This window comes from Desulfocurvus sp. DL1XJH-121 (genome assembly GCF_054819825.1).
Genome location: NZ_JBTVWW010000008.1, coordinates 89939 through 115804 on the forward strand (window position 1 = coordinate 89939; position 25866 = coordinate 115804).

Here is a 25866-nt window from a genome sequence, read left to right on the forward strand (position 1 = left end):
TTGGGGTAGGCGGTTTACCTCCCACACCAAATAGGGATTCCCAAGGGGATTATCCCCTTGGGCGGGGGCGTGGGGGCAGCGCCCCCACATTGCCTTTACAGTTCCGCCTTGCGCACGGCGGAGAGGAAGCGGTCGTAGTCGTCCTCGGTGTGGGCGAAGGAGGTGAAGGCGCATTCGAAGGCGCTGGGCGCGAGGTTCACGTGGGCCTCGCGCATCTGGCCGTAGAACCGGGCGTAGCGCCCGGTGTCGCCCTTTTTGGCGTCCTCGAAGTTGTTCACCGGGCCCTCGCAGAAGAAGACGGTGAAGATGGAGGCGATGGTGTTGATGCAGGCGGGCACGCCCTTTTCCTTGAAGATGGCTGCCAGCTCCCCGGTCAGGGCCTTGGTGCGCGCGGCCAGGGCCTTGTAGTCCGACGCGGCCAGGATCTGCAGGGTCTTGAGGCCCGCGGCCATGGCCACGGGGTTTCCGGACAGGGTTCCGGCCTGGTACACGTCGCCGCTGGGGGCCACGCGTTCCATGAATTTGCGTTTGCCGCCGTACGCGCCCACGGGGTAGCCGCCGCCCAGGATCTTGCCCAGGGTGGTCAGGTCCGGCTGTATGCCGAAGGCCTTCTGGGCCCCGCCGCGCGCCACGCGGAAGCCGGTGATGACCTCGTCGAAGATGAGCAGCGCGCCGTATTCGTCGCACAGGACGCGCAGGCCCTCCAGGAATCCGGCCGCGGGCAGCACGCAGCCCATGTTCCCGGCCACGGGCTCCACGATGACGGCGGCGATGTCCTGGCCCTGGGCCTGGAACAGGGCCTTCACCGCCTCCAGGTCGTTGTAGGGCGCGAGCAGGGTGTGGGCCACGGTCTCGGCGGGCACGCCCGGGGTGCCGGGGATGGACAGGGTGGCCACGCCCGAGCCCGCGCTGGCCAGGAAGCTGTCCGCGTGCCCGTGGTAGCAGCCCTCGAACTTCACGACCTTGGAGCGGCCGGTGCAGCCGCGCGCGAGGCGCAGCGCGCTCATGGTGGCCTCGGTGCCGGAATTGACCATGCGCACCATGTCCACGGAGGGCACCATGTCCACGACCATCTCGGCCATTTCCACCTCAAGGGCGCAGGGCGCGCCGAAGCTCGCGCCGCGCGCGGCGGCCTTGGCCGCGGCCGCGGCCACCTCGGGGTGGGCGTAGCCCAGGAGCATGGGCCCCCAGCTCATGACGAAGTCCACGAATTCGATGCCTTCCACGGAGGTCAGGCGCGACCCGGAGGCCCGGCCGATGAACATGGGGTCCGCGCCAACGCTTTTGCAGGCGCGAACCGGGCTGTTCACGCCGCCGGGAATGACCTTCTGGGCCCGCTCGAATAGCTGCTTGGAATGGATCATGCGTCGTTCTCCTGAAAATAGACCATGGAGGTTTTCTTGAGTTCGCGGACGCTCTCCAGGACGTCGTAGTCCGTGAGGCCCGTGGCCTCGGACAGTTCGGCCACCACGCGCGCGTGGTCCCCGGGGCTCTGCCCGTGGATCATGGTGTAGAGATTGTAGGTCCACTCGGGGGTGGTCCGCCGGATGTAGCAGTGGGAAATTTCCGGGCGAGCGGCCATGGTTTGGCCCACGGCGTCCACGTCCGCGCCCTCGGGCACGCGCCAGGCAACCATGGCGTTGTGCGCGTAGCCCGCCTTCTGGTGCCGCAGCGTCGCGCCGAAGCGGCGGATTTCGCCCGAGGCCTTCATGCCCCGCAACAGCTCCAGGACCTCGTCCTCGGTGGCGCCCGTCCGGCGGGCGATCTCGGCGAAGGGCTCGGGGCCGTCGGGCAGGTCGGCCTGCACGATGGCGAGGATCCTTTGCTGTGTGGGACTGAACTGCTTGGCCATGGCTGCTCCGGTGGGCTTGGGGTCTGGTTTTGCGCGGACCCATGAGAGATACCCGAGGCCGGGCCGCGATGCAACCGGTGCGGGGCTTTGGCGGCCTTGCCATGGGCCGGGGCGCGGGGTACACAGCGGGGGCGAAACGACACCAACCAGGAGACGATCCATGAAGATAGCGGTCATCGGCGGGGGCGCGTGGGGCACGGCCCTGGCCAACGCCTGGGCCACCAAGGGCCTGGACGTGCGCCTCTGGGTGCGCGAGGCCGAAGTGCTCGAGGCCGTGAACCAGCGCCACGAGAACGAATGGTATCTGCCGGGCTCGGCCCTCGATCCGGGGCTCGTGGCCACCACGGACATGGCCGAGGCCGTGGCCGGGGCGGCGTACCACGTGTTCGTGGTGCCCAGCCAGTTTTTCCGGGCCGCGCTCAGGGAATTCAAGCCGCTGTTGCCCGGGTCCCCGGTGATAGTCTGCGCCAACAAGGGCGTGGAGATGGACACCCTGGCCACCATGAGCCAGATCGTGGCCCAGGAGCTGGCGGACATGGGCCCGCGCTTCGCCATGATCTCGGGCCCGTCCTTCGCCAAGGAGGTGGCCGCCGGGGTGCCCACGGCCGTGGCGCTCGGCTGCGCCGACGCCGCCCTTTCCGAGGAGTTGCGCGCCGCGTTGTCCTCGGAGGCGCTGCGGGTCTATTCCAACCCGGACTACAAGGGCGTGGAGCTGGGCGGGGCGCTGAAGAACATCATCGCCCTGGCCGCGGGCTGCGCCGACGGCCTGGAGTTCGGGCACAACGCCCGCGCCGCGCTCATCACGCGCGGCTTGGCCGAGATGGCCCGCCTGGGTGTGGCGCTGGGCGCGGACGCGGCCACCTTCCAGGGCCTGGCCGGGCTGGGCGACCTGGTGCTGACCTGCACGGGCGACCTGTCGCGCAACCGCCAGGTGGGCTTGGCGCTGGGGCGCGGCAAGAAGCTTCCCGAGATCCTGGCGGGCATGAAGTCCGTGGCCGAGGGCGTGAAGACCACCCAGTCCGTGCACCTGCTGGCCAAGAAGCTGGGCGTGTCCATGCCCATCACCGAGCAGCTGTACGCGGTGCTCTACGAGGACAAGGACCCGCGCGAGGCCGTGCGCGAGCTCATGACCCGCGAGCTCAAGGACGAGTAGGCCGCCCTACAGTTCTTCCAGAATCCGTGCCGTGGCGCGTCGGCGGCAGTAGCCGGACAGGGCGCGCAGCGAGCTTTCGTGGCCCAGGGCCGTGCGCGCGGCGCAGGCGTCCGTGGCCAGCGTCACCAGATAGCCCCGGTCGCAAGCCTCGCGCACCGTGGACTCCACGCACTGGTCCGTGAACACGCCGGCGACCACCAACTGGCGTACGCCCAGGTTGCGCAGCACATAGTCCAGGCTGGTGGAGGCGAACACGCCAGAGGATGTCTTGGGCAGGCGGATATCGTCGGGGCCCGGGGCGAGCTGGTCCAGCATCTGCGCGTCCCAGGAGCCCCGGGGCACGTCGATGCCCGAGATCTTGTAGTCCAGGCCGCGGTCGCGGCCGTCCAGGGTCAGGTTTTCGATGACCGCGTAGAGCACCTCGCAGCCGCGCCCGCGAAAGCCCGTTTGCAGGGCCCGCATGTTGGGCAGCACCGACGCCTCGAACCCACGGAAGAATTCCCCCCAGCGCTCCTCCTTGTATTCCGGCGCGAGCCCCCTGAAGGCGCCCCCGTCCGGGTGGCAGCAGTAGTTCTGCGCGTCCACGAAGAGCAGGGCCGAGGCGGCCGGGGCCAGGGGAATCTCGCGGGATGTCGGGGTGGTGGTCGGCATGGCTAGGTGGGTGGGTTGGATCAAGAGGCTCAACCGGTCGTCGCCGAGAGAGGCGCGTCAGTCCTCGACCGTCTCGCGGTGCTGGAGCCAGTGTTCGTAGGTCGGCAGGCAGTAGGCCGTGATGGCCATGTTTTCCTGCCTGGTCAGCTCTTGCTTCCAGCGCTGCAGATGCGTTTTCGTTGATTCCACCCGTTTCGCGCACTGGGCGACGTTGGCCTCGTCGTGGTCGAGACCGGAGAACCGGAAGAGCTTCTCCGTCATCTTGCGGGGATTCGCGGCGAGGTCGGCCAGATCGAAAGAAAAATAGCATTCTGCGGGAACCTGGGCCCGGCTCGCCCACGCGTTTTGCATGGTGGTCGTGTACCAGGGGATGAATTCCTCCACCGTGTTCGGCCCCCAGTCCATGGGGCGCACGGAACAGAATATGTCGCGGGGGTCGCGGAAGCTGTGGATGTATTTCATGTCCGGGAAGATATCGAGCAGGACGTGGCAGACTTCGACCGTGTTGGGGGTCTTTTCGACCCATTTCGTCAAGTTTTTGGCCGCCACGGCCTTACCGAAGATGAAGGAGATGAACGCCTTCGCGTCCGCCATTCTGTCGGCGTGCGTGAAGCAGTCCCGGAAGGCCTTGTCCATGAACTCCTGGTTGTAGAACTCCGTCCAGAATTCGATCTGGACGGGATGGACGCCCCTGATCAGGTATTGAAGGAATTTGGTTCTGAATTCGGCCCGCAACGCGGCGAGGTCGCATTTGCCCGAGATATAGTCGGTCAAACCATTCTTATCGTTGATGAAGCGCGGCTCCATGAACATCAGGACATCGGGGTGCTGGGTGAAGATATGGCAGGTGACGGTCGTGCCGCTCCGTCCGGTGCCTCCGATGAAAATCCTCATTGTTGGTGCTCCTGCGTCCGCAATGGAATGAATGACTGCACGGTAGTGGATGTCATCCGTCTTGTATATGAAATTTGATTGGTTGCGGCCAAGGCCGCCGCGCTAGGCCGGCAGGAACTGGACCCACAGCCTGCGCGAGCGCGGGCCGTCGAATTCGCAAAAATAGATCTTCTGCCAGGCGCCCAGCTGCACCTGCCCGCCTTCGACTATCACCATCTGGCCGCAGCCGAACAGGGACGATTTGATGTGCGCGTCGGAGTTGCCCTCGGCGTGGCGGTAGTCGCCCCTGTGGGGCACCAGGGTGCGCATGTTGACCACGATGTCGCGCACCACGTCCGGGTCCGCGCCCTCGTTGATGGTCACGGCCCCGGTGGTGTGTGGGCAATAAAGCAGCAGCGCGCCGTCGGACCAGCCCTCGGCGCGGACCAGGGCCTGCACCTCGCCTGTGATGTCCACCAGCTCTTCGCGGGTGCGGGTGCTGACGTTCAGCGTTTCCATGTGTGTCGTCCTTGTTGGCTGGCGTGAACCGGGGGAGGGAAAGGGAACCTTTTCTTGAGGAGAAAAGGTTCCCTTTCCCTCCCCCGGACCCCCTCCCATCCCCTCCAAAAGACCTTTTTATATGGGGGAAAGTCCCTCTATAGGGATTCTCAGCCTCCAGCCCTTGGGCGGTGTGGAACGAAGTGAACATAGCGCCTTAGGGATGGGGACAGCAGTGCTAGGGGATTATCCCCTTGAGCCGCCGGAGGCGAATTTCTTCCTACTTCGCGGGCTTGTCCGCGATGATCACGAACACGGGGTTGTCTCCGGCCAGGCGCAGGCGTCCAGCCAGGGGTTTGGTTTCGGCGGCCTGCACCAGGGTGATGGAGAATTCCCAGTCCAGGGCCTCGAAGGTGGTGCGCGCCTTGGTGAGGGTGTCCAGGAGGATGGCGTTGCACACCAGCCGTCCGCCCGGCGCCAGCCTCTCGCAGGCCGTGTCCAGGACCTTTTCCTCGGGCAGCCCGCCGCCGATGAAGACGCGGTCCGGGTCGGGCAGCTCCGCGAGGCAGGTGGGCATGTGGCCGTGCACGGTCTCCACGGGATAGGCCCCGGCGCGGCGGATGTTCTCGCGGATCATGGCCACGCGGTCGGCGTTTTTTTCCACGCTGAACACGCGGCCCTGGTGGCAGATGCTGGAGGCCTCGATGCCCACGGACCCGCAGCCCGCGCCCAGGTCCCAGAGCACGGAGTCCTTGCGCAGCCTGAGCGCGGCCACGCTCACGGCGCGCACTGGGCCCTTGGTGATGAGGTCCTTCTCGCGCATGAACAGGTCGTCGGGCGTGCCCAGGGCCAGGGGGATTTCCGGGTCCCGGCGGCGCTCCAGGAGCACGAGGTTCTTCTTGGAGAAGGACTTGCGCCGGGCCTCGTCCAGGGCGAAGCGGCCCACGCGCTCGTTTTCCGTCTCCAGATTCTCCAGCACCCACATGCAGTGGGTCTCGCCGCCCTTGTCGAAGAGGTCCTGGGCGATGGCCGAGGGGATGGATTTGGCGTCGGTGAACACGGCCACCCACTGGTTGCTGATCAGCGCGGAATACAGGGGCGCGTAGTCGCTGCGGCCGTGCAGGGACACGGCGGCCACGTCCTGCCAGGGGATCTTCACGCGCGCGGCGGCCTGCTGCAGGGTGGTCACGTTGGGGTAGATGTGGATGTCCTCGGGCCCCAGGCGGTCGATGAGGATCGCGCCGATGCCGTAGAACAGCGGGTCCCCGTCGGCCAGGACCACCACCATCTTTTTGTCCGCGTAGGCCTCGGCGATGCGCTCGATGACCCCGTCCAGGGGCACGGTGATGGGGATCTTCTCGGCCGGATGGTCCTCGAAGTGCGCCAGCTGTTCGTGGCCGCCGAACAGGCATTCGGCGTGCTCCACGACGCTTTCGGAATAGTCGGGCAGGTTGCCCGGATCCTGGCCCAGGCCGACCACGTGGATGGGCATGGCTAGTCTCCCTTGCGGTGGATGAGCGGGGAGCCGTCGAACCCGTAGACCCTGTAGTCGAGCCTCGGGCCGGGCCCCGCGAAATTCCTGGCCGATTTCAGTGCCTTGTCCGTTACCAGCTCCAGCATAACATCCTTTGCCGGGTCGTCCCAAGCGATTTCCAGGGCGTGGCGCGCGGTGTTGGCCTCGGCGGCCCGAGCCGCGCAGGACGGGGCCAGACCCGCGTCCGCGAACCAGCGGGCCAGGAGCGCGAAGTCGATGCGCGTGTCCTTGGCGTGGGTATAGGGAAAGCTCTGGGCCATCTTCACCAGCTTGCCGAAGTAGCAGCCCACGGTCAGGGACTCGAAGCCGCGCGCGGCGGCCTCGGAGAGCGCCAGGGAGAAGAAGTCCGCGAACTGGGTGAAGGCGACGGGGGGCAGGTGCGGCATGTCCGCGCGCAGGAGGGCCTCGGTGCGTCCGCCCGTGGCCAGGCCCATTTCCGCGAGGCCCTGGGCCCGGGCCACGTCCAGGGCCTGACGGATGGACGCGGCGTAGGACTCATGGCTGAAGGGCTTCACCGTGCCGCGCGTGCCCAGGATGGACAGGCCGCCCTTGATGCCCAGGCGCGGGTTCATGGTGCGCTCGGCCAGGGCCTCGCCGTCGGGGATCTCCACGGTGACGCGCGCCGCGCCCGCGTAGTTCTCCCGGGCCAGGGCCTCGGCCACGGCGGCGCGGATCTGCTGGCGCGGGGCCGGGTTGATGGCCGCCTCGCCCGGGGGCACGGGCAGGCCCGGCAGGGTCACGCGGCCCACGCCCCGGCCTCCCCGCACGATGATCTCCCCAGGCGCGCCGTGCGGGTCCAGCTCCACCAAGGCCTCCACGGCGTGGCCGTGGGTCACGTCCGGATCGTCGCCCGCGTCCTTGACCACCCGACCGCGCGCGGCCCGCGGGCCTTTAAGCTCGGCCCGGTCCAGGGGTACGGGGAGCCGCCCGCCCGGGGGCAGGGGCGTGTCCACGTGCTCCGGGGCTGAGCCTGCCAGGAGCAGGAGGGTTGCGGCCTTGGCCGCTGCCGCTGCGGCCGTGCCCGTGGTGAAGCCTTCGCGCAGGGGGGCGGCCATCAGCGCGCCTCGGCGCAGGCGGCCACGAAGGCGGCGGCCGCGTCGGGGTTGGAGGTGAAATGCGCGTGCACGTAGGTGCCCAGGGTCTTGTTAGCGAGCCAGCCTTCGCGCTGCCCGGTCCAGCCCGTGCGGTCCATGACCTTGTACACGCAGGGCGCGTCCTCGCCGCCGCTGACGGACGAGTAGTGGAATTCGTGGCCGCGCAGCATGGTCCAGGCCGGGCCCAGGGGGCAGGGCTCCTGCGTGACCACCTCGCGGTAGCCCAGGGCGCGGAAGCGGTCGTTCATGGCCGCGCGCAGGGGGAAGACCCCGGCCATGGGGTGCTCCGCGCCCGCCTGGTCCGCCAGGGACTCCATGAGATACATGAACCCGCCGCATTCCGCGTACACCGGGCGGCCGGCCAGGGAAAAGGCGCGCACGGCGCCGCGCATGGAGGCGTTGGCCGCGAGCTTCGTTGCGAACAGTTCGGGGTAGCCGCCGCCCAGGTACAGGCCCGCGAGATCCGGGGGAAGGTCCGCGTCCGCAAGGGGCGAGAAGGGCACCAGCTCGGCCCCGGCCGCCTCCAGGAGGCGCAGGTTCTCGCGGTAGTAGAAGCAGAAGGCCGCGTCCCGGGCCAGGCCGATGCGCACCGAGGGCGGCTTGGGTGTGCGGCCGTAGGGCGGCGCGCAGGGCATGACACACGACATTTCTGGGGCCAGTGAGAGAACTCGGCCCACCTCGGCCCCGGCCTCCAGCCAGGCGGCAAGCCGGTCTGCGGCTTCGCGGCCCAGGGGATGGTCCTCGGCCGTGACCAGGCCCAGGTGCCGCGAGGGCAGGGCCAGGGCCTCGTCGCGCGGGAGATACCCCAGGGCCGGGACGTGGGGCAGGGCGAGCATGGCGTCGGCGATGAGGGCGCGGTGGTTGTCGCTGCCCGTGCGGTTGAACAGCGCGCCCGCCACGGCGAGGTCCGGGTCGAACTCGGCGTAGCCCTTGACCAGGGCGGCGGCCGAGCGGGCCATGGAGCGCGCGTCGACCACCAGCACCACGGACGCGCCGAGCCACTTGGCCAGCTGCGCGGTGGAGCCGTCTTCGGTCGTGCCCGAGAACCCGTCGAACAGGCCCATGACCCCTTCCACCACGGCCACGTCCGCGTCGGCCGCGTAGCGCGCGAAGACCTCGCGCACCCCGGCCTCGCCCATCATCCAGCCGTCCAGGTTGTGGGAGGGGCGGCCCGTGACTGCCTCGTGGTGCCCGGGGTCGATGAAGTCCGGCCCGGCCTTGAAGGGCTGCACGGTGAGGCCCCGGCGCACCAGGGCGGCCATCAGGGCCAGGGCCGCGGTGGTCTTGCCGCATCCGCTGTGGGTCCCGGCTATGACGATGGTTCTGGGCATGGCCGGACCTTAGCGGATGCCCCGGGGAAAGAGAAGGCCCGGACGCGCGGGGCGGGCGGGCGCAAAAAAGCCCCGGCAAGGGGGCTTGCCGGGGCTTGGCTATTCGCTGGGAAAATGCGGCTAGTGCATGGCCTGGCTGCCCTTGCAGGCGCAACCCTTCTGGCCCACGTCCGTGAGCCGGGAGAGGTAGTCCTTGACCTCGTCGGTGCCCTTCCAGGACTCGTAGCCCTCGATCCACTGCACGAATTCCATGAACTCCTCGTCCAGCACGGACTCGTGGCCCTGCATCCAAAGGCCGAAGAGATACATCTCGACCTTGAGGTCCTTGGAATCCCAGACCTCGGCCACCATGCCCGAGGGGTATTTGGTGCCGTCGTAGAGATGGGCCACGTGGGCGCAGGTGTCGTTGCAGGACTTGTGGTAGTCGATGAGCTCGCCGTCGTACTTTTCGGCCAGGGGGTAGAGGTGCTCCTGGGTCTTTTTCAGGTAGGCCAGCTGCTCTTCGGGGATTTGGATGCGCAGGGCCTCGTTCTCCTGTGCGCCCTCTTCCTCCACGACGAAGTAGAAGCGCAGCCAGTTCTCGAACTTCATGACCTCGGCCACGTCGGCCACGGCCTTCTGCAGGGTGGTGCTCATGGTCTCGCTCCTCGGGTTTCGGCCGCGGGCGCGGCCCTGGGGTCCCCACAACTAGGCATCCCCGGCCCCGGCGTCAAGTGCGGGCTTTGTTCACAGCCTGGGGATGTCGGATTCCGGGGACCCGTGGCGCGCGAGCATCTCGTCCAGCCGGGCCTTGGCCGCATGGCAGTCGCCCTGGATGAAGACGCCGCGCACGGTGATCCGCTTGTGCGCGCCGGGCATCCCGGCCCCGTGCGCGTCCGTGACGCGGGCCCCGGGCCTGGGGGCATCCTTGAGGATGATGCGCAGGCTCTGCACCCCGCGCCTGGTCCAGGTGGGGCTGGCGCATTCCAGGCGCGCCACGGCGGCCCAGGGGATGCGCACCTCTTGCCGCCAGCAGCCCAGGCAGATGCCCCGCTGGTCCGCGCGCAGGCAGTAGCGCGTGCGCAGGGCCGTGGCCAGCTCCGGCCCGGCGAAATAGCCCACCCCGGCCAAGAGGGCCAGCAGCAGGCCGGATTCGGCGTCCAGCCCGCCCTGGCGGACGAGGAGAACGCCGATGCCCGCGACCAGGGCGGCAAGGCCCAGGATGTAGGCCAGCACCCCGCTGCGGTTCAGGGGGATGATCAGGGGAGTGGTGAGGGGCGCGTGCTCGTCGTGTTCGGGCATGGGGCCGTCCTCGGCGTTCGGGCGTTATTCCGGGCGCAGGCCCAGGGCGTGCAAGTCCTCCAGGTCCGAGGCCGCGTCCTCGCCCGGGGTGGTCAGGTAGTCGCCGATCATCAGCCCGCTGGCCCCGCAGGCCAGCAATTCGGCCTTGCGCGCGCCGAACACAGCGGGCCTGCCCCCGCAGATGCGCAGGTGCGCCGCGGGCAGGATGAAGCGCATGAGCGCCACGATCTTCAGGGCCTCTTCCGGGGCCATGACCGGGCGGTCCGCCAGGCGCGTGCCCGGGATGGGGGTCAGGAAGTTCACGGGCACGGAGCCCACGCCCAGGCTGCGGAGCTCCAGGGCCAGCTCCACGCGGTGGGCCCAGGTCTCGCCCATGCCGAACAGGCAGCCGCAGCAGACGTCCAGCCCGGCGGTGAGCGCCGCGCGCACCGTGTCCACGTCCTCGTCGTAGGCGTGGGTGGTGCAGATCCGCGGGAAGAAGCTGCGCGCGGTCTCCAGGTTGTGGTGGTAGATGGCCAGCCCGGCGTCGGCCAGGGCCTTGAATTGTTCCGGCTTGAGGATGCCCACCGAGGCGTCGGCGGCCAGGCCCAGGGCCCGGATGCCGCGCACGGCCGCAAGCAGCTCTTCGAAATCCCTGCCCGTGAGGGCCTTGCCGCTGGTGACCACGGAAAAGCGCGCGGCCCCGGCCTCGCGCATCCTGCGCGCGGCCTCCAGGATGCGCGCGGCGCCCAGGAAGGGATATTCCGCGCAGCCCGTCTCGTGGTGCGCGGACTGGGCGCAGAAGGCGCAGTTCTCGGAGCAGCGCCCGCTCTTGGCGTTGACGATGGCGCAGAGGCTGACGACCCCGGGAAAGGCCGCCTCCTTGATGCGCAGGGCCGCCGCGCAGATCTCCCGGGCTTCGCCGTCTCGGGCGTCGCCCACGCGCCCTCCCAGGTCATAGGCCTCGTCGCGGCTCAGGGGCTCGCCCCCGATGATCCGCGCGGCCAGGTCGTCGTAGGATATGGTCACTTCCCGTCCTTCCAGTTCCACCATTTGAGCTTTTCCGCGTCGCGCCCGCCCTGGGCGAAATACACCGCGCAGCGGAACACGTAGAGCACGCAGCGGTCCACGTGGCGGCCTTCCAGATCCATGAGCGCCCGGTACAGGGCCTCGGGGTCCTGTCCGCGCAGGCTGTCCACGGATGCGTGGCCGAGGCGCAGGAGGTCGCCGGCGATGCTTGGGCCCACGCCGGGGATGCGTTGCAAATCGCTTGAGCCGTCGTCGTGCATGCCGAAGCAGTAGTCCCTTTCCCGGCGGAAGAAAAGGGCGGGGCCGGGGCTAGGCGAGGTGGCAGGCCGCGAAATGCCCGGGGGCGTGCTCGCGCCAGGCCGGGCGCTCGCGGGCGCAGATGTCCAGGGCCCGGGGGCAGCGGGGATGGAAGGCGCAGCCCCGGGGCGGGTCCAGGGGGCTCGGCGGGTCGCCCTGCACGTGGAGCTGGATCCTGCCGCCGTCCGGGTCGGGCACGGGCACGGCCTTGAGGAGCGCCTGGGTGTACGGGTGCAGGGGGCTGGCGTACAGCTCCCCGGCTTTGGCCAGCTCCACCAGCCTGCCCAGGTACATCACCGCCACCCTGTCGCTGACATGGCTGACCACGGCCAGGTCGTGGGAGATGAACAGGTAGGTCAGCCCCAGGCGTTCCTGCAGCTCCCGCAGCAGGTTCAGGACCTGGGCCTGGATGGACACGTCCAGGGCGGACACGGGCTCGTCGCAGATCACGCAGTCCGGGGCCAGGGCCAGGGCCCGGGCGATGGCCACGCGCTGGCGCTGGCCGCCGGAGAATTCGTGGGGGTAGCGCGCGGCCTGCTCGGGCCTGAGGCCCACCCAGTCCAGGAGCTCGTGCAGTTTTTGCTCGCGCTGGGCCTTCCCCACGCCGTGGATGGCCAGGGGCTCGGTGATGGTGGCCCCGATGGTGCGCCGGGGGTTCAGCGACGAGAACGGGTCCTGGAAGACCATCTGCATGGTGGACGGGAAATTCTTCAGAAAGTCGGCGGGCGCGTCCCAGATGTCCGTGCCGCGCACGGAGATGGTGCCCGAGGTGGGCCGCTCCAGCCTCAGGGCCAGGCGCGCCAGGGTGGACTTGCCGCACCCGGACTCGCCCACCAGGCCCACGGTCTCGCCGCGCGCCACGTCCAGGCTGACCCCGTCCAGGGCGTGGACCACGCCGCCGTCCGCGCCCAGGAGCCCCCGGGATACGGCATAGTGCCGGGTCACGTCTCGTATGCTCAGGAAGGTTTCGTTCATGGCCGTCCCTGTATAGCGCAGACCATCGCGGGCTGAAAGAAAATAGCGGACGGGCGGTCCGGTGGGGACCGCCCGTCCAGGGAGGAGGCGCATCATGATTGTATGTGAACCCTTGAGCGGGCCCTTGCCCGCGGGGGGATTGCCGCGTTCGATGCTCATAGAGCAAGGCCCGTGCCTGGACCGGGCCGGGAACGGGGAAAATTTTTTGGGCCTTGAACCATGGGGCCCGAGGCGCGCCGACCCGGGCGAGGGGTCGGGCGCCGGACGAGGCGGGACGCGCGGCTTGTGCAACGGACTGCCCAAATTTGTGCAAAATGATTGCACAAATCTGCACGAGGGCTTGCACAAGACGGGGTTATTTGGGGTTGCGCTCGTGTTCCAGGATGATCACCGGGATGGCGAAAAGCAGGTAGGGCAAAAAATTCAGGCCCATGCGCAGGAGCGAGGGCCCGGCCTCGGGCGCGGGCAGGCCCAGGAGCTCGCCGTGGACCCCGGCCAGCACGTGCAGCGCGCCCAGCCCCAGGCAGCCCAGGTACGCCAGCCGCCATTGCGAAGGCCTGAGGCGCGCTAGGCGCAGGCCCCAGCCCAGCTCCAACGCCCCGGCCAGGCAGAGGGTGAAGAGCACCGTGGCCCCCACTGCGCGCACGGCGAAGAACACATGCTGCGCATAGGCCAGACTCCAGATGTCGCGGAACACGGTCACGGCCCAGAGCACGGCCAGGAGCAGGGAATAGCCTTTCATGCGCTTGTCCCGGGTTGCGGTGGCGGAGGTGGGCTAGAAATACCATCTCCAGCTGCGCCCGGCCAGGTACAAGTCGCGCAGGGTTCTGACGCCCCCGGAGTCCAGCTTCTTGACCAGATACAGGAACAGATAGGCCGTCTGCATGGCGTCGTACAGGGCGTTGTGCTGGTTGAAGGCCGGGAGGTTGTAGCGCCGGGACAGGTCGTACAACTGGTAGGAGACCTGGCCGTCGTATTGGTCGTAGTAGTTCTCCCACAGCTCCTGCTGGTGGATCTGGGCCAGGCGCATGGTGTCCACGCAGGGGATGCGCAGCCTGCCGCCCAGGATGCGCGTGGCCGCCCGGTTCAAAAAGCTCATGTCCAGGCCCACGTTGTGCCCCACGATGAGCGAGTTGCCACAGAAATCCAGGAACCGGGGGAACACCGCGCGCAGCCTGGGGGCCTCCACGAGCATCTGGGGGGTGATGCGGTGGATCATGGTCGAGACCTTGGGCAGGCCCCGGCGCGGGGCCACCAGGGAATAGAAGGATTCCGCCGTGATGGACAGGTTGCTCACGCGCACCGCGCCCAGGGACACGATCTCGTCCCGGCGCGGGTTGAGCCCCGTGAGCTCCGTGTCCAGCACGCAGAATTCGTAGTCCGTGAGGGGCCGGTCCTGGTCCAGGCGGGAGAACACGGCCCGCTGGCGCTTGAGGTACAGGTTCCCGGGCGCGCCTCCCAGCAGGCCCAGGAGCCATCCGAGCGGCCCCCCCGTGAGCCCCGCGTGCGTGGCGATCATCATTCCCGTCCTTTTTAATACCTGGCTGTTTTATTATGATATTTTGTTGTCCACCGCTTTCGCAGACCGCTCAGAAATGTGCGAGTGCAAGGCGCAAGGGAAATTCAAGACCGATGCGTATTTGAAATACGTGAGGGTTTGAATTTTCCGCAGCAACGCAGCAATCGTGCGTTTATGGGCGGTCTGCCTATCCGACGTTCAGGCTGAAAACATCCTTGATAAACGCCTGTAATCCATTGACCACCCCGAAGGCCTCCTTGAGGGTCTGCTTTTCCAGGTCCGAGAGGTGGGCCGGGTTCATGCGGTTGTCCGGGGCCTGGCCCCGGTTGATCTGCCCCATCTGGTGCACCAGGCGCAGCTGCATCAGGAATTCGTAGGCCTCCACCGCCTCCACGGCCAGGTCCGGGGCCACGTGGCGCTGTTCCCTCAATATTTCCAGGCGGTCCAGGGTGTTGGTCTCGCGTATCCCGTGGCGCAGGGCGAAGAGCCGCGCGAAGTCCACGAAGGGCGTCAGCCCCTGGCCCTTGATGTCCAGGGTGTCCTTGTGCTCGCCGTCCTTCTCCACGATGAAGCCCCGGAAAAAGGACAGGGGCGGCCGCACCGTGAGGCAGTCCCGCGCCAGGAGCCGCAGGAAGACCTCCTCGCGCGCCGCGTGCGCGGTGACGTGGTTGCGCAGGGCGTCGCCCAGGCTCGCGGCCCCGTACCCGGGGCGGAAGTCGAAGAAGATGGTGGAATGCAGCACCTCCCGGGGCTCGGGCCTCATGATCATCAGTTCGAACTTGTCGCGGAACACGGAAAAGGGCTGCCGCCACTGCGGGTTGGAGGCCATCATCCCGCCCGGGCACGGGGGGTAGCCGCACTGGGCCAGATGCTCCATGGCCGCCTCGGTGAAGGCCTGGAAATACTCCCTGGCGCGCGCGGCCTCGTCCTCGCCCGTGGGGTCGCGGTAGACCAGGGCGTTGTCCTGGTCCGTGTGGAAGGTCTGTTCCTTGCGGCCCTCGGAGCCCATGAGAATCCAGCAGAAGGCCACGGGCGGCGGGCCCATTTGCTCCTGGAGCATGTTCAGGAGCTTCTCCAGGATCAAATCGTTCAAGACCGTGATCATGCGCGTGATGTTCCCGGCCTTGGCCCCCTCCTCGATGAGCCCGCCCACGGTGAGCGGCACCTTGCGCGACAGGGGGTGCAGCTCCTCCAGGCTGCGCACGGACAAAATTTCGCGGAACAGGGACACGGGCGAGCGGCCCGAGAGGAGCATGATGTCGTGGGACGTGACCATGCCCGTGACCCGGCCTTCGCGGGTCACGGCCAGGTGGTGGATCTGCGCGTCCATCATCTTCAGGAGCGCGTCGAAGCAGGACTCGCGCCCGCTCACCGAGGCCAGTGGCGAGCTCATGACGTGCTCCACCGGGGCCTCGTAGGGTTCGCCCTCGGCCACGGCGCGCCTGAGATCCTTGTCCGTGACGATGCCCTCCTCGCTGCCGTCCGGGGCCGTGACCAGGATGGAGCCGATGCCCTCGTCCTCCATGAGCCGCGCGGCGTCGCGGATGCTCTTGCCGCTCTGTATGCTCACGGGCGCGCGCTTGACCACCTCGCCCACGCGCGTGGAAAACAGATACAGGGGGCTCGCCGCGCAGAGGTCCGCGTGCTGCCGCCGCAGCTCCGAAAAGGCCTTGGAAATGTAGTCCTCGGAAAAGCTGTGCAAATAGAACTGGGCCACGGCCGGGTGGTCCTTGATCAGCTCGCGGAATTCCGGGGCCGGGATGCGGAAGAAGAAGCTGTCCTCGATGGTCACCGCAGACAGGCTGGCCGGGGCGTCGCGGATGGCCCCGAGCGCCCCCACGGCCTGTCCCTCGCCCCGGTAGTCGATGGGCTTGTCCTCGCCCTGGCCTCGGGACAGATACAGCTTCACCGCGCCGCTGCGGATGACCAGCACATGGCTGATGACCGTTTCCCCCTGCACAAGCAGCCGTGTGCCCCCGGGCTGGAAATCGATGCTGCACGTCCCGGCCAGGCGCATCAGCACCGCATCCGGCAAATCCGAAAACGGCAGCGTGCGCTTCAAAAACGGCACCAACTCCGAAGCCTGAGCCGTGAACACGTCGTTGTGCGTCATTTGGCCTCCGGCGGGCAGGGGCGCTGCCCCTGCACCCCGCCCAAGGGGGTAACCCCCTTGGGAATCCCTGTATGGTGTGTTTTTTTTCGTCTGCTTCCCGGCCAGGGGCCGGGAAGCAGACGATGAGTTTTATTGTCTCAAGGTCGTTCCACAACGCACGATTGCTGCGTTGTGGGGCGGCCGTTAATGGTCCACCGCCATGCCTGCGCCTCTGGGGAAGCGCACGCTTTCGACCATGTCCTGGACTTCCTGGGGCGGCGCGGGGGTCAGGTACGAGACGGTGATGGTGACGGCGAAGTTCAGGAGCATGCCCACGAACCCGATGCCTTCGGGACTGATGCCCGCCAGCCACCAGCCCATGCCCAGGAATTTGGTCTGCACGATGTAGAGCATGGTGAAGCCGATGCCCGCGATCATACCGCAGATGGCACCTTCGCGGGAGGTCCGTTTCCAGAAGATGCCCAGCACCAGGATGGGGAAGAAGCTGGACGCGCCGAGGCCGAAGGCCAGGGCCACGACCTGGGCCACGAACCCGGGCGGGTTGATGCCGAAGTATCCTGCCACGCACACGGCCACGCCGATCATGGCCCGGCCCACGGCCAGGCGCGATTTCTCCGAGGCGTTGCGGTTGATGAGCCGGTAGTAGAGGTCGTGGGAGATGGAGGAGGCGATGACCAGCATCAGCCCCGAGGCCGTGGACAGGGCCGCGGCCAGGCCTCCGGCGGCCACCAGGGCCACGACCCAGGCGGGCAGCCCGGCGATCTCCGGGTTGGCCAGGACCATGATGTCGCGGTCCACGTAGAGCTCGTTTTCCGAATCCGTGAGGGCGTTGGTGATCAGGCGCTGGCCCAGCGGGCCCTGCTCGCCGGTGAAGGAGGGCTTGCCCGCGAAGGGCGCGCCCGCGCGGTACTGGATGATGCCGTCGTTGTTCTTGTCGGCCCAGGCGATGAGCCCGGTGCCCTCCCAGTTGGAGAACCAGGACGGGGCCTCGGCGTAGGGCTTGTCGTTGATGGTGCCGATCATGTTGTAGCGCGCGAAGCTGGCGACCGCCGGGGCCGTGGTATAGAGGATGGCGATGAACAAGAGCGCGTAGCCCGCGGAAAGGCGCGCGGCGCGCACGCTGGGCACGGTGTAGAAGCGGATGATCACGTGGGGCAGCCCGGCGGTGCCCACCATCAGGCTCATGGTCAGGGCGAAGACGTCGAGCATGGACTTGTTGCCCGCGCCGAAGGCGGAGGTGTATTCGCGGAACCCCAGGTCCGTGCCGATCTTGTCCAGGGTCTCCAGGAGGTAGGCCCCGGCGTCCGGGCCGGAGACGATGGTGCTGCCGAACCCCAGCTGCGGGATGGGCAGGCCCGTGATCTTCAGGGAGATGGCCACGGCCGGGATGAGGAAGGCCACGATGAGCACGCAGTACTGGGCCACCTGGGTCCAGGTGATGCCCTTCATGCCGCCGAGGCCCGCGTACACGAAGACGATGACCATGCCGATGACGACCCCGGTGTTCACGTCCACCTCAAGGAAGCGCGAGAACACGATGCCCACCCCGCGCATCTGCCCGGCCACGTAGGTCAGGGACACGAAGATGGCGCAGATGAGCGCCACCAGCCGCGCGGTGCGCGAGTAGTAGCGGTCGCCCACGAAGTCCGGGACCGTGAACTTGCCGAACTTGCGCAGGTACGGGGCCAGCAAGAGGGCCAGGAGCACGTAGCCCCCGGTCCAGCCCATGAGGTACACGGCCCCGGTGTAGCCCAGAAACGAGATCAGCCCGGCCATGGAGATGAAGGACGCCGCGCTCATCCAGTCTGCGGCCGTGGCCATGCCGTTGGCCAGGGGCGGCACCCCGCCGCCCGCCACGTAGAAGCCCTTGGTGTCCTTGACCCGCGAGAGCCAGGCGATGGTGATGTATATGCCGAAGGTCAGACCCACCATGATGTAGGTCCAGGTGGTTATGCTCATGACTGGTATCCCCTATTCGTGCACGTCGTGTTTACGGTCCAGCCTGCGCATCAGGAAGTGGTAGACGAAGATGAGCAGGACGAAGACGTAGATGGAGCCTTGCTGCGCGAACCAGAATCCCAGGGGGAAGCCCCCCAGGCGTACTGCGTTTAGGGGCTCGACGAAGAGGATGCCGCAGCCGTAGGAGACCGTTGCCCAGATGGACAGCAGCACGACCATGTAGCCGAGGTTGGTTTTCCAGTAGATCCGTTTTGATTCCTGCATGCCTCTACCCCCTTGTCTGTTGGTGGGCCCGTCCCGGCCGCAGGCTGCGGCGGCGGAAACCCGTGACTTGGAGCCGTTGTAAGCCCCGGGCGCAAGGCGCGCATCTTCTTTTCGGTGAACGGCGGAAGGGTGGAAACCCGAATGCGGGGCCGCCGTTTGGCGGGTCTTGGCCGCCGCTCACTTGTATCTGCAACCGTTCGACTGGTTTTGCCGGTGCGGGGCCGGATTTCGTCCCGGGCGGCGGGCGCGGGGGGCGGGCTGCCTTGCGGGCTGTTCACCTTTGTTCTGCAATCTGCTACACCTCTGTGGAACAGTCGCGCAGAGCAGTCTTGCAACCATTTCCCAAGTTCGGCGAAAGCCGACGGCCGAGGATGTGCCTGATGTTCAATTTTCTCGACATCGTTTTCGCCGCGATCGCCTTGTTTTTCCTTATTCGCGGGGTGTTCCGGGGGCTGTTCAAGGAGGTTGCCTCCACCGTGGGCGTGGTGGCCGCGTACGTGGTGGCCAGCAACTACAACGAGGTCCTGGTCCCGTTCTACCAGACCTGGTTCAAGAACCCGGGTTTGTTGCATTTTTTGGCCTACGTGACCCTGTTCGCCGGGGTCATGGTGGGGGTCATGTTCCTGGCCTGGCTGCTGGCGCGCATTCTGCATATCACGCCCGTGTTCTGGTTGGACATCCCCGGGGGCGCGGCCGTGGGCCTGGTCAAGGCCTGGCTGATGTGCTGCGTGATCCTGGTGGGGCTCAATTCCTTCATGCCCGACGCCAAATTCCTTGAGGAGTCGGCCACGGTGCCGTACCTGAGGCCCGGGGCCGGGTTCCTGGCGAAGGTCCTGCCCGACGACATGAAGGACTTCGACCCCGCGTCCCTGGCCAGGACGATGAACGAGCAGAGCCAGGAGGCCGTGCAGGGCCTCGTCGGCGGCGAGGACTCCGAAGCCCGGGGCGAGGATTCCCCCGGGATGAAGGAAAAATCCATGGAATTGTTGCAGAAGATGGGCGACGTTCTGAAAAATCTCAAAAAAGACGACAGCAAGTAGACATGACCGCAGCAAAGGATGAATCGGCCCCCGAGGCCGGGGCCGCCCTGCAGAAGCTCATGGGGGTCATCGACTCCCTGCTGGGCGAGGGCGGCTGCCCCTGGGACAGGGAACAGACCCCCCAGACACTTACCGACTACATCATCGAGGAAGCCTTCGAACTGGTGGAGGCCATCCGCGCCGACACCCCGGAGCGCTCCACCGAGACGACCCGCGCCGAGGTCATGGAGGAGCTGGGCGACGTGGCCTTTCTCCTGTTGTTCGTGGCCGCGCTGCACGAGCGGGCGGGCTCCTTCACCCTGGCCGATTCCCTGCGCTACGGCGCGGCCAAGATGATTCGCCGCCATCCCCACGTGTTCGCGGACCTGCATCTCAATTCCCAGGAGGAGCTGCTCTCCAACTGGGAGCGCATCAAGCGCAACGAGAAGACCAGCGAGGACGAGGCGCCCAAGCGCGTGTACGGCAGCCTGCCCAAGGGCCTGCCGCCCATGCTCAAGGCCTACCGCATCCATTCCAAGGCCGCGCGCGCGGGCTTCACCTGGGAGAACGATCAGGACCAGGAGGGCCAGCTGGCCGACGAATGGCGGGAATGGAAGGAGGCCGAGGCCTCGGGCGACGCCGCGCGCATGCAGGAGGAGTTCGGGGACTACCTGTTCAGCCTGGTGGAATACGGGCGCAGGCGCGGGCTCAAGGCCAACATGGCCCTGGACGTGGCCAACAACAAGTTCCTGGCCCGCTTCAACGCCATGGAGGAGATCGTGCGCGCCCGGGGCAGGGACGTTGCCGATCTCAGCCTGGACGAACTCAACGCCGTGTGGGACGAGGTCAAGGCCGGTTGACCCGGCCGGAACCTGGTTCGCACTCCCGGAGACCGCATATGAAGCTCATGAGCTCCTCATTCGACGAGGGCCAGCACATCCCCCTGCAGTACACCTGCGACGCCAGCGACTTTTCCCCGGCCCTGGAGTGGGATGACGCGCCCGAGAACACGCGCTCCTTCGCGCTCATCTGCGACGACCCGGACGCGCCGGGCGGCACCTGGACCCACTGGGTGATCTACGGCATCCCCGGGGTGGTCTTCCAGCTGGCCGCCAAGATGCCGCGCATGGACGCGCATCCCTCGGGCCTCAAGCAGGGGCTCAACTCCTGGGGACGGCTGGGGTACAACGGCCCCTGCCCGCCGCCCGGGGCCCCGCACCGCTACTTCTTCACCCTCTACGCCCTGGACGCGGACCCGGGCCTCAAGCCCGAGGCCTCGCGCGAGGAGCTGGAGGCCGCCATGCAGGGCCACGTGCTGGCCACGGCCCAGACCATGGGCACCTACAAGCGCTGAGCAAGGCGCGAGAGAAAACGCAAAGGCCCCGCCGCGCGATGCGCGGCGGGGCCTTTTTGCGCGGAAAATGCCGGAAGACTCAGTCGGCCAGGGCGAATTCCACGGCGGCCAGGGCGTGCTCGCGCGTGGTGTCGATGAGCGGCAGGCACGAGTCCCCGGGGCCCACCAGGAGCGGGATTTCCGTGCAGCCCAGGACCACGGCCTGGGCACCGCGCCCGGCCAGATCCGCTATGATCTCCACGTAGCGGGCGCGGGAGTCGTCCCTGAGTTGGCCCTTGACCAACTCGCCGAAGATCACCCGGTCCACGAAGGCGCGATCCGCGTCGTCCGGGACGAGCACCTCCATGCCGTATTCCTTGGCCAGCCGCCCGGCGTAGAAGTCCATCTCCATGGTGAAGCGGGTGCCGAGCAGCCCCAGGCGTTCGTATCCGGCCGCCCTGGCCGCGGCCCCGGCCGCGTCGGCGATGTGGATGAGGGGCACGGAGAGCGCCGCCTGCACCGCGGGGGCCACGTTGTGCACGGTGTTGGTGCAGATGAGCACGCAGTCGGCCCCGGCCCGCTCCAGGTCCCGGGCCGCGTCGGCCACGCGGTCGGCCAGCCCGTCCCAGTCCCCGGCGTGCATGGGGTCGTAGATGGTCTGGAAGTCGAAGGAGCGCATCAGGATGTCCGCCGAATGCACGCCGCCCAGGCGCGCGGCCACCTCGCGGTTGATGATGCGGTAGTATTCCACGCTGGATTCCCAGCTCATGCCTCCCAGGAGTCCGATGGTCTTCATGGCTGCTCCTTGGTTTGCGGATGCTCGTTCTGCACCACGTCCACCCATGTGGCGTCGGCCAGCTCGGCCAGCCGGAGGGTCTCGATGCGCACGGCCGCGTTGGGCGCGCCGCCCGCCGGGAAAACCTCCTGGAAATCCTTGAGGGATTCGTCGCAGTAGATGGCGAAGGGCTCCTTGAGGCCGAAGGGGCAGACCCCTCCCACGGGGTGCCCGGTCCTGTCCTCCACTTCCGAGGCCTCCAGCATCTTGGCCTTGGCGCCGAATTGCTGCTTGTACTTGCGGTTGTCCAGGCGGGCGTCTCCCCTGGTCACCAGGATGATCACGTCGTCGCCCAGGCGCATGGACAGGGTCTTGGCGATCTGCCCCTCGGCCACGCCCAGGGCCTTGGCCGCCAGGGGCACCGTCGCGGTGCTGGCGTCGAATTCCACGACCTCGAGGTCGGGCGCGTTCTCGGCGAGATAGTGTTTCACTGATTCCACGCTCATGAATCGTCTCCGGCGAAGTGTACGGTTTCAGGTGGCGGCGGAGCGGAGTGCGCAGCCGTGTGGCCCCATGTCATCCCAGGAAATAGTAGGCCGCGCCCACCACGATGATGGTGGCCACGCGCAGGCTCTGGTTGGCCGCGATGAGGCGCACGGCCACGCGCGGGCGGAAGATGCCCGCGTAGTAGGGGAACTGGTGGCGGAAGGCGCGCATGGGCGAGGACAGCACGTTGCCCAGGAGCAGCGCCAGCACGATCTCCCGCGTGCCCAGGCTGCCGTCGGCCAGAAGCGCCCCGGCCGTGGCCAGCCCGGCGGTGAACTCCGCGGCCACGTGGAAGACCACGATGCCCAGGGCCTTGGGCGGCAGCCAGGAGAACACGGACACGTGCTCGGCCATGAACCGCTCCAGGAACGAGAACGCGCCCAGATCGTTCAGGAAGAAGATCAGGATGTAGATGGGCACGGTGATGCGCAGGATCTTCCTGATGCGCTTGGTGAAGCGCTCCCAGGTGCGCGTAAGCGCCTCGCGCCAGGTGCGGGACTGCTGCTCGTCCAGGCGGCAGACCACGCAGCCCGGCTCCAGGGGCGGCAGCAGCGCCCGGGACAGGACCACGATGCAGGCCGTGCGCAGGAACGCCGCGCCCAGGGTCAGGCCCACGTAGACCACGGCCGCGTGGCCGATGAAGGGCGCGGTGATGAAGAACATGGTGGGCAGGTGCAGGAAATAGGTGGGCAGGCTGTTGAAGAGGTTGGACAGGGTCAGCTCCCTGTTGGTCAGCGTGCCCTGCTCGTGGGCCTCGGCCAGCATGGTGTTGGCCGTGACGCCGGAGAAGAAGGCGATGGAAAAGGCCGCGCCCGTGACGTCCTTCAGGCGCGCCACGCGCGTCAGGGGCTCGGCCACGCGCGCCACGGCGCGGGTCCAGTTCAGGGCCTCGATGAGGTTGCCGACCATGAGCCCCACGGAGATGAAGAAGATCAGGCGCAGAAGCGGCCAGCCCAGGCCGTGCCACAGGGCGGGAAGGGAGAGGTCCATGGCCGCCTAGTCTTTCTTGGGTTCGGGTTGGCCGGGCATGGGGAAGCTGTGCTCCGGGCCGGGGAACACGCCGTCCTCCACCTCGCGCTTGTAGGCCTGCATGGCCTGGATAGCCAGTTCGCCCAGCTCGGCGTAGCGCTTCACGAAGCGCGGGGTGAAGCGGTCGAAGAGACCGAGCACGTCCTGGGCCACCAGCACCTGGCCGTCGCAGTGCGGCCCGGCCCCGATGCCGATGGTGGGGATGGACAGGGCCTCGGTCACGGAGCGGGCCAGGGGCGCGGGAACGGCCTCCAGCACCAGGCTGAAGCATCCGGCCTCCTCCAGCATGCGCGCCTCGCCGAGCAGGGCGTCGGCCGCGTCGCCGGTCCGGCCCTGGACCTTGAAGCCGCCCAGCTTGGCCACGCTCTGGGGCGTGAGGCCCAGGTGGCCCATGACCGGGATGTCCGCCGCCGCGATGGCCCGGATGCGCGACAGCACGCGCGCCCCGCCCTCCAGCTTCACGGCCTGGGCCCGGCCCTCGGCCAGGAAGCGGCCCGCGTTCAGGACGGCGGCCTCGTCGCTCTGCTGGTAGGACAAAAAGGGCATGTCGCCCACCACCAGGGAGTCGCCCGCGGTCGAGGCCACGGCCTTGGTGTGGTGGATCATGGCCTCCATGCCCACGCCCAGGGTGTCGGGCTGGCCCAGGGCCACCATGGCCAGGGAATCGCCCACCAGGATCATGTCCATGCCCGCGGCCGAGGCCAGGCGGGCGAACACCGCGTCGTAGGCCGTGAGCATGGTCAGCTTGCGGCCGCCCTTGCGCGCGGCCACGCCGGGCACGGTCATTTTCTCGCCCATGGCTTCCTCCTTGGTCTGGATGGTAGCAGCGGCGCGCGGCTTCCGGCAAGCCGGGGCGCGTCAGTCCGCCCGGGTCACGGCCATGATGGCCTCGAACACCCCGTCGATGTCCAGGGCGCCGGTGTCGATGATCTGGGCGTCGTCGGCCGGGCGCAGGGGGGCCACGGCGCGGGTGCGGTCCTGGTGGTCCCGGGCGCGGATCTTCTCGGCGATCTCGTCGATGTCGGCTTCCAGGCCCATGTCCCGCAACTGGCAGGCCCGGCGCTGGGCGCGGATCTGGGCGGCGGCGTCCAGGAACACCTTGCAGCGGGCCTCGGGGAAGACCACGCTGCCCATGTCCCGGCCTTCGGCCACCAGGGAGGTGTCCCGGCCCACGGCGCGCTGCGCGTCCTTCAGGTACGCGCGCACCACGGGCATGGCGCCCACGGCCGAGGCCAGGGCGGCCACCTCCTCGGTGCGGATCTCGTCGCCCAGGGCGCGGCCGTTCATGGACAGCACGCTGTCCGCGCCGGAGCCGGACAGGGAAAAGGACAGGCCCGCCAGGCGGCGGGACAGCTCGTCCTCGGGCAGTTGGTCCGCGCCCGGGCCCAGGAACAGGCCCACGGCCCGGAACATGGCCCCGGTGTCCAGGTAGGAGATGCCCAGGGCCTCGGCCACGCGCTTGGCCAGGGTGGTCTTGCCCACCCCGGCGGGGCCGTCCAGGGTCACGATGTACGGCGCGCCGCTCATGCCAGAAGTTCCTTCATGGCGGCGATCAGGGCGCTGTTCTCCGATGCGTCGCCCACGGTGACGCGCAGGGAATGGGGCAGGCCGTAGCTGGTCAGGGGGCGCAGGATGATGCCCCGCTCCAGGAGCGACTGGAACAGCTCCCCGGCGTCCGGGCCCGTGCCCGGCAGGTCGAAGAGCATGAAGTTGGCCCCCGACGGGTGCACCGTGCAGCCCAGAGCCGCGAGCTCGTCCGCGAGGTAGGCGCGCCCCGCGTCCACGGCCTCCAGGGTGGCGTTCACGTAGGTGGCGTCCGAGAGGGCGGCGATGCCCGCCAGCTCGGCCAGCACGTTCACGGAAAAGGGCAGCTTCACGCGCAGGCAGTAGTCCGCCAGCCATTCGGGCAGCACCCCGTAGCCCAGGCGCAGCCCGGCCATGCCGTAGAGCTTGGAGAAGGTGCGCAGGATGGCCACGTTGTCGAATTCGCCCAGGCGCGGCAGCAGGGAATAATCCTGAAGGGGCCGGGCGAAGTCCATGTAGGCCTCGTCCACCACCAGCAGGCACTGGGGCGGCAGGGCCCGGGCCAGGGCCTCCAGGTCGGCCACGGGCGGGGTGAAGCCCGAGGGGTTGTCCGGCGTGGTCACGAAGCACAGGGCCGTGTTTTCGTCGGCCAGGGCCAGGAGGTCGTCCCAGGGGAAGGAGAAGTCCGGGGCCACCGGGGCCTGGCGGAATTCCACCCCGCAGAGGCGGGCCTGGATCTTGTAGATGGAGAAGCACGGGGAAAAGGCGATGATGTTGTCACTGCCCGGGCGCGCCTTGATGCGCACCAGGAGGTCGATGATCTCGTCGGAGCCGTTGCCCGCCACCACGCGCGAGGCCGGAACGCCCAGATGCGCGGCGATGGCCGCGTTCAGGCGCGGGGTCCCGGCCTGGGCGTAGCGGAAGGCCAGGCCCGCGTTGTCGCGGATGACCTGCTGCACCACGGGCGAGGCGCCCAGGGGGTTCTCGTTGCTGGCCAGCTTGATGACCTTGCCCAGGTTGTATTTCTCCTGGATTTCCTCGATGGCCATGCCGGCGGTGTATTTTTCGAAGTCCGGAATCTCCGGGCGCACCGTGCGCAGGTCGTTCATGGGGGCGCTCCTTGTATCGTCAGGGCCCCGGGCCGTGACCCGGGGGAAATTTATGTGGCTGTCGGGTGCGAAGGGTCTCCCGACATCATAATTCATTCTTCAGGCTGTTCAAAAATGTGCGGGCGCAAG

28 protein-coding genes are annotated in these 25866 nt (G+C 68.0%); 4 read left to right on the top strand and 24 right to left on the bottom strand.

All coding sequences use genetic code 11. The features are described from left to right. Nucleotides 1–95: 95 nt before the first annotated feature. Both hemL and ahbB read right to left on the bottom strand, forming a co-directional pair. Nucleotides 96–1364, bottom strand: a complete 1269-nt coding sequence (gene hemL / locus ACYYG1_RS07640) for a glutamate-1-semialdehyde 2,1-aminomutase (protein ID WP_461209702.1) — start codon at nucleotides 1362–1364, stop codon at nucleotides 96–98. Beyond that, complete coding sequence (ahbB, locus tag ACYYG1_RS07645; protein WP_461209703.1) at nucleotides 1361–1852, bottom strand: siroheme decarboxylase subunit beta; 492 nt, start codon at nucleotides 1850–1852, stop codon at nucleotides 1361–1363. Before ahbB ends, hemL begins: the two co-directional genes overlap by 4 nt. Nucleotides 1853–2012: 160 nt before the next feature. Here ahbB and ACYYG1_RS07650 point away from each other — a divergent pair, with 160 nt between their 5' ends. Further along, nucleotides 2013–3005: an NAD(P)H-dependent glycerol-3-phosphate dehydrogenase gene (locus ACYYG1_RS07650; RefSeq protein ID WP_461209704.1), complete on the top strand. Its 993-nt coding sequence runs from the start codon at nucleotides 2013–2015 to the stop codon at nucleotides 3003–3005. 6 nt (nucleotides 3006–3011) lie between these two features. Here ACYYG1_RS07650 and ACYYG1_RS07655 read toward each other — a convergent pair whose 3' ends face one another. The 16 genes from ACYYG1_RS07655 to ACYYG1_RS07730 all read right to left on the bottom strand — a co-directional run bounded on the left by ACYYG1_RS07655 (nucleotide 3012) and on the right by ACYYG1_RS07730 (nucleotide 18402). Further along, the gene (locus ACYYG1_RS07655) at nucleotides 3012–3680 is read right to left on the bottom strand and encodes a cysteine hydrolase family protein (protein ID WP_461209705.1); all 669 of its coding nucleotides are present in this window, start codon (nucleotides 3678–3680) and stop codon (nucleotides 3012–3014) included. A 33-nt stretch (nucleotides 3681–3713) separates the two neighbouring features. Then, nucleotides 3714–4550 carry a sulfotransferase family protein gene (locus ACYYG1_RS07660; protein ID WP_461209706.1) on the bottom strand — a complete coding sequence of 279 codons (837 nt, stop codon included), beginning with the start codon at nucleotides 4548–4550 and terminating at the stop codon, nucleotides 3714–3716. A gap of 102 nt (nucleotides 4551–4652) precedes the next feature. After that, complete coding sequence (locus tag ACYYG1_RS07665) at nucleotides 4653–5048, bottom strand: secondary thiamine-phosphate synthase enzyme YjbQ (RefSeq protein ID WP_461209707.1); 396 nt, start codon at nucleotides 5046–5048, stop codon at nucleotides 4653–4655. A gap of 259 nt (nucleotides 5049–5307) precedes the next feature. Beyond that, nucleotides 5308–6519: a precorrin-6y C5,15-methyltransferase (decarboxylating) subunit CbiE gene (gene cbiE, locus ACYYG1_RS07670; RefSeq protein ID WP_461209708.1), complete on the bottom strand. Its 1212-nt coding sequence runs from the start codon at nucleotides 6517–6519 to the stop codon at nucleotides 5308–5310. Between the two features lie 2 nt (nucleotides 6520–6521). Next, complete coding sequence (locus tag ACYYG1_RS07675) at nucleotides 6522–7616, bottom strand: cobalt-precorrin-5B (C(1))-methyltransferase (RefSeq protein WP_461209709.1); 1095 nt, start codon at nucleotides 7614–7616, stop codon at nucleotides 6522–6524. Next, nucleotides 7616–8986, bottom strand: coding sequence for a cobyrinic acid a,c-diamide synthase CobB (locus ACYYG1_RS07680; RefSeq protein ID WP_461209710.1), 1371 nt, complete (start codon nucleotides 8984–8986; stop codon nucleotides 7616–7618). The genes ACYYG1_RS07675 and ACYYG1_RS07680 overlap by 1 nt, the downstream gene beginning before the upstream one ends. Nucleotides 8987–9106: 120 nt before the next feature. Next, the gene (locus ACYYG1_RS07685) at nucleotides 9107–9622 is read right to left on the bottom strand and encodes a hypothetical protein (protein WP_461209711.1); all 516 of its coding nucleotides are present in this window, start codon (nucleotides 9620–9622) and stop codon (nucleotides 9107–9109) included. Between the two features lie 90 nt (nucleotides 9623–9712). Beyond that, nucleotides 9713–10267, bottom strand: a complete 555-nt coding sequence (locus tag ACYYG1_RS07690; RefSeq protein ID WP_461209712.1) for a hypothetical protein — start codon at nucleotides 10265–10267, stop codon at nucleotides 9713–9715. Between the two features lie 24 nt (nucleotides 10268–10291). Continuing rightward, complete coding sequence (gene bioB / locus ACYYG1_RS07695) at nucleotides 10292–11299, bottom strand: biotin synthase BioB (RefSeq protein WP_461209713.1); 1008 nt, start codon at nucleotides 11297–11299, stop codon at nucleotides 10292–10294. After that, entirely contained in the window at nucleotides 11272–11535 is a 264-nt protein-coding gene (locus tag ACYYG1_RS07700) for a helix-hairpin-helix domain-containing protein (protein WP_461209714.1), read from the bottom strand. Before ACYYG1_RS07700 ends, bioB begins: the two co-directional genes overlap by 28 nt. A gap of 49 nt (nucleotides 11536–11584) precedes the next feature. Then, the gene (locus tag ACYYG1_RS07705; RefSeq protein ID WP_461209715.1) at nucleotides 11585–12547 is read right to left on the bottom strand and encodes an ABC transporter ATP-binding protein; all 963 of its coding nucleotides are present in this window, start codon (nucleotides 12545–12547) and stop codon (nucleotides 11585–11587) included. A 355-nt stretch (nucleotides 12548–12902) separates the two neighbouring features. Next, entirely contained in the window at nucleotides 12903–13289 is a 387-nt protein-coding gene (locus ACYYG1_RS07710) for a hypothetical protein (RefSeq protein ID WP_461209716.1), read from the bottom strand. A 33-nt stretch (nucleotides 13290–13322) separates the two neighbouring features. Then, entirely contained in the window at nucleotides 13323–14069 is a 747-nt protein-coding gene (locus tag ACYYG1_RS07715) for a 3'-5' exonuclease (RefSeq protein ID WP_461209717.1), read from the bottom strand. A 184-nt stretch (nucleotides 14070–14253) separates the two neighbouring features. Further along, a complete protein-coding gene (locus tag ACYYG1_RS07720; RefSeq protein WP_461209718.1) occupies nucleotides 14254–16179 on the bottom strand; it encodes a putative nucleotidyltransferase substrate binding domain-containing protein in 1926 nt (641 codons plus the stop codon). Nucleotides 16180–16362: 183 nt separating this feature from the next. Further along, nucleotides 16363–18138 carry a sodium:solute symporter family protein gene (locus ACYYG1_RS07725; RefSeq protein ID WP_461209719.1) on the bottom strand — a complete coding sequence of 592 codons (1776 nt, stop codon included), beginning with the start codon at nucleotides 18136–18138 and terminating at the stop codon, nucleotides 16363–16365. A 12-nt stretch (nucleotides 18139–18150) separates the two neighbouring features. Next, nucleotides 18151–18402 (bottom strand): DUF4212 domain-containing protein, encoded by a 252-nt coding sequence (locus tag ACYYG1_RS07730; protein ID WP_461209720.1) that lies wholly within the window; start codon nucleotides 18400–18402, stop codon nucleotides 18151–18153. A gap of 380 nt (nucleotides 18403–18782) precedes the next feature. Here ACYYG1_RS07730 and ACYYG1_RS07735 point away from each other — a divergent pair, with 380 nt between their 5' ends. From ACYYG1_RS07735 to ACYYG1_RS07745, 3 genes are read left to right on the top strand one after another with little or no spacing between them, the layout of a single operon-like run. Next, nucleotides 18783–19442, top strand: a complete 660-nt coding sequence (locus ACYYG1_RS07735) for a CvpA family protein (RefSeq protein ID WP_461209721.1) — start codon at nucleotides 18783–18785, stop codon at nucleotides 19440–19442. 2 nt (nucleotides 19443–19444) lie between these two features. Next, on the top strand, nucleotides 19445–20281 hold the full coding sequence (mazG, locus tag ACYYG1_RS07740) for a nucleoside triphosphate pyrophosphohydrolase (RefSeq protein ID WP_461209722.1): 837 nt from the start codon (nucleotides 19445–19447) through the stop codon (nucleotides 20279–20281). A gap of 38 nt (nucleotides 20282–20319) precedes the next feature. Beyond that, nucleotides 20320–20775 carry a YbhB/YbcL family Raf kinase inhibitor-like protein gene (locus ACYYG1_RS07745; protein ID WP_461209723.1) on the top strand — a complete coding sequence of 152 codons (456 nt, stop codon included), beginning with the start codon at nucleotides 20320–20322 and terminating at the stop codon, nucleotides 20773–20775. 79 nt (nucleotides 20776–20854) lie between these two features. Here the strand turns inward: ACYYG1_RS07745 and ACYYG1_RS07750 are convergent, their stop codons facing one another. From ACYYG1_RS07750 to hisC, 6 genes are all read right to left on the bottom strand, one after another. Further along, a complete protein-coding gene (locus ACYYG1_RS07750) occupies nucleotides 20855–21550 on the bottom strand; it encodes an aspartate/glutamate racemase family protein (RefSeq protein WP_461209724.1) in 696 nt (231 codons plus the stop codon). Beyond that, the gene (locus ACYYG1_RS07755) at nucleotides 21547–22035 is read right to left on the bottom strand and encodes a YbaK/EbsC family protein (RefSeq protein WP_461209725.1); all 489 of its coding nucleotides are present in this window, start codon (nucleotides 22033–22035) and stop codon (nucleotides 21547–21549) included. The genes ACYYG1_RS07750 and ACYYG1_RS07755 overlap by 4 nt, the downstream gene beginning before the upstream one ends. A gap of 70 nt (nucleotides 22036–22105) precedes the next feature. Beyond that, complete coding sequence (locus tag ACYYG1_RS07760; protein ID WP_461209726.1) at nucleotides 22106–23065, bottom strand: hypothetical protein; 960 nt, start codon at nucleotides 23063–23065, stop codon at nucleotides 22106–22108. A gap of 6 nt (nucleotides 23066–23071) precedes the next feature. Continuing rightward, on the bottom strand, nucleotides 23072–23902 hold the full coding sequence (gene panB, locus ACYYG1_RS07765; protein WP_461209727.1) for a 3-methyl-2-oxobutanoate hydroxymethyltransferase: 831 nt from the start codon (nucleotides 23900–23902) through the stop codon (nucleotides 23072–23074). Between the two features lie 60 nt (nucleotides 23903–23962). Next, the gene (cmk, locus tag ACYYG1_RS07770) at nucleotides 23963–24631 is read right to left on the bottom strand and encodes a (d)CMP kinase (RefSeq protein ID WP_461209728.1); all 669 of its coding nucleotides are present in this window, start codon (nucleotides 24629–24631) and stop codon (nucleotides 23963–23965) included. Next, complete coding sequence (gene hisC / locus ACYYG1_RS07775; RefSeq protein WP_461209729.1) at nucleotides 24628–25737, bottom strand: histidinol-phosphate transaminase; 1110 nt, start codon at nucleotides 25735–25737, stop codon at nucleotides 24628–24630. Before hisC ends, cmk begins: the two co-directional genes overlap by 4 nt. Nucleotides 25738–25866: the final 129 nt, after the last annotated feature.

Bases quoted from the DNA above. Each gene is read 5' to 3' on its own strand.
- ACYYG1_RS07700 (WP_461209714.1), bottom strand. From the start codon at position 11,535: ATGCACGACGACGGCTCAAGCGATTTGCAACGCATCCCCGGCGTGGGC.
- ACYYG1_RS07650 (WP_461209704.1), top strand. From the start codon at position 2,013: ATGAAGATAGCGGTCATCGGCGGGGGCGCGTGGGGCACGGCCCTGGCC.
- ACYYG1_RS07725 (WP_461209719.1), bottom strand. From the start codon at position 18,138: ATGAGCATAACCACCTGGACCTACATCATGGTGGGTCTGACCTTCGGC.
- hisC (WP_461209729.1), bottom strand. From the start codon at position 25,737: ATGAACGACCTGCGCACGGTGCGCCCGGAGATTCCGGACTTCGAAAAA.
- ACYYG1_RS07675 (WP_461209709.1), bottom strand. From the start codon at position 7,616: ATGGCCGCCCCCCTGCGCGAAGGCTTCACCACGGGCACGGCCGCAGCG.
- ACYYG1_RS07665 (WP_461209707.1), bottom strand. From the start codon at position 5,048: ATGGAAACGCTGAACGTCAGCACCCGCACCCGCGAAGAGCTGGTGGAC.
- mazG (WP_461209722.1), top strand. From the start codon at position 19,445: ATGACCGCAGCAAAGGATGAATCGGCCCCCGAGGCCGGGGCCGCCCTG.
- ACYYG1_RS07690 (WP_461209712.1), bottom strand. From the start codon at position 10,267: ATGCCCGAACACGACGAGCACGCGCCCCTCACCACTCCCCTGATCATC.
- ACYYG1_RS07730 (WP_461209720.1), bottom strand. From the start codon at position 18,402: ATGCAGGAATCAAAACGGATCTACTGGAAAACCAACCTCGGCTACATG.
- ACYYG1_RS07720 (WP_461209718.1), bottom strand. From the start codon at position 16,179: ATGACGCACAACGACGTGTTCACGGCTCAGGCTTCGGAGTTGGTGCCG.
- ACYYG1_RS07710 (WP_461209716.1), bottom strand. From the start codon at position 13,289: ATGAAAGGCTATTCCCTGCTCCTGGCCGTGCTCTGGGCCGTGACCGTG.
- ACYYG1_RS07750 (WP_461209724.1), bottom strand. From the start codon at position 21,550: ATGAAGACCATCGGACTCCTGGGAGGCATGAGCTGGGAATCCAGCGTG.
- ACYYG1_RS07755 (WP_461209725.1), bottom strand. From the start codon at position 22,035: ATGAGCGTGGAATCAGTGAAACACTATCTCGCCGAGAACGCGCCCGAC.
- hemL (WP_461209702.1), bottom strand. From the start codon at position 1,364: ATGATCCATTCCAAGCAGCTATTCGAGCGGGCCCAGAAGGTCATTCCC.
- cbiE (WP_461209708.1), bottom strand. From the start codon at position 6,519: ATGCCCATCCACGTGGTCGGCCTGGGCCAGGATCCGGGCAACCTGCCC.
- ACYYG1_RS07685 (WP_461209711.1), bottom strand. From the start codon at position 9,622: ATGAGCACCACCCTGCAGAAGGCCGTGGCCGACGTGGCCGAGGTCATG.
- ACYYG1_RS07745 (WP_461209723.1), top strand. From the start codon at position 20,320: ATGAAGCTCATGAGCTCCTCATTCGACGAGGGCCAGCACATCCCCCTG.
- bioB (WP_461209713.1), bottom strand. From the start codon at position 11,299: ATGGTGGAACTGGAAGGACGGGAAGTGACCATATCCTACGACGACCTG.
- ACYYG1_RS07760 (WP_461209726.1), bottom strand. From the start codon at position 23,065: ATGGACCTCTCCCTTCCCGCCCTGTGGCACGGCCTGGGCTGGCCGCTT.
- ACYYG1_RS07715 (WP_461209717.1), bottom strand. From the start codon at position 14,069: ATGATGATCGCCACGCACGCGGGGCTCACGGGGGGGCCGCTCGGATGG.
- panB (WP_461209727.1), bottom strand. From the start codon at position 23,902: ATGGGCGAGAAAATGACCGTGCCCGGCGTGGCCGCGCGCAAGGGCGGC.
- ACYYG1_RS07735 (WP_461209721.1), top strand. From the start codon at position 18,783: ATGTTCAATTTTCTCGACATCGTTTTCGCCGCGATCGCCTTGTTTTTC.
- ACYYG1_RS07680 (WP_461209710.1), bottom strand. From the start codon at position 8,986: ATGCCCAGAACCATCGTCATAGCCGGGACCCACAGCGGATGCGGCAAG.
- ACYYG1_RS07660 (WP_461209706.1), bottom strand. From the start codon at position 4,550: ATGAGGATTTTCATCGGAGGCACCGGACGGAGCGGCACGACCGTCACC.
- ahbB (WP_461209703.1), bottom strand. From the start codon at position 1,852: ATGGCCAAGCAGTTCAGTCCCACACAGCAAAGGATCCTCGCCATCGTG.
- ACYYG1_RS07705 (WP_461209715.1), bottom strand. From the start codon at position 12,547: ATGAACGAAACCTTCCTGAGCATACGAGACGTGACCCGGCACTATGCC.
- cmk (WP_461209728.1), bottom strand. From the start codon at position 24,631: ATGAGCGGCGCGCCGTACATCGTGACCCTGGACGGCCCCGCCGGGGTG.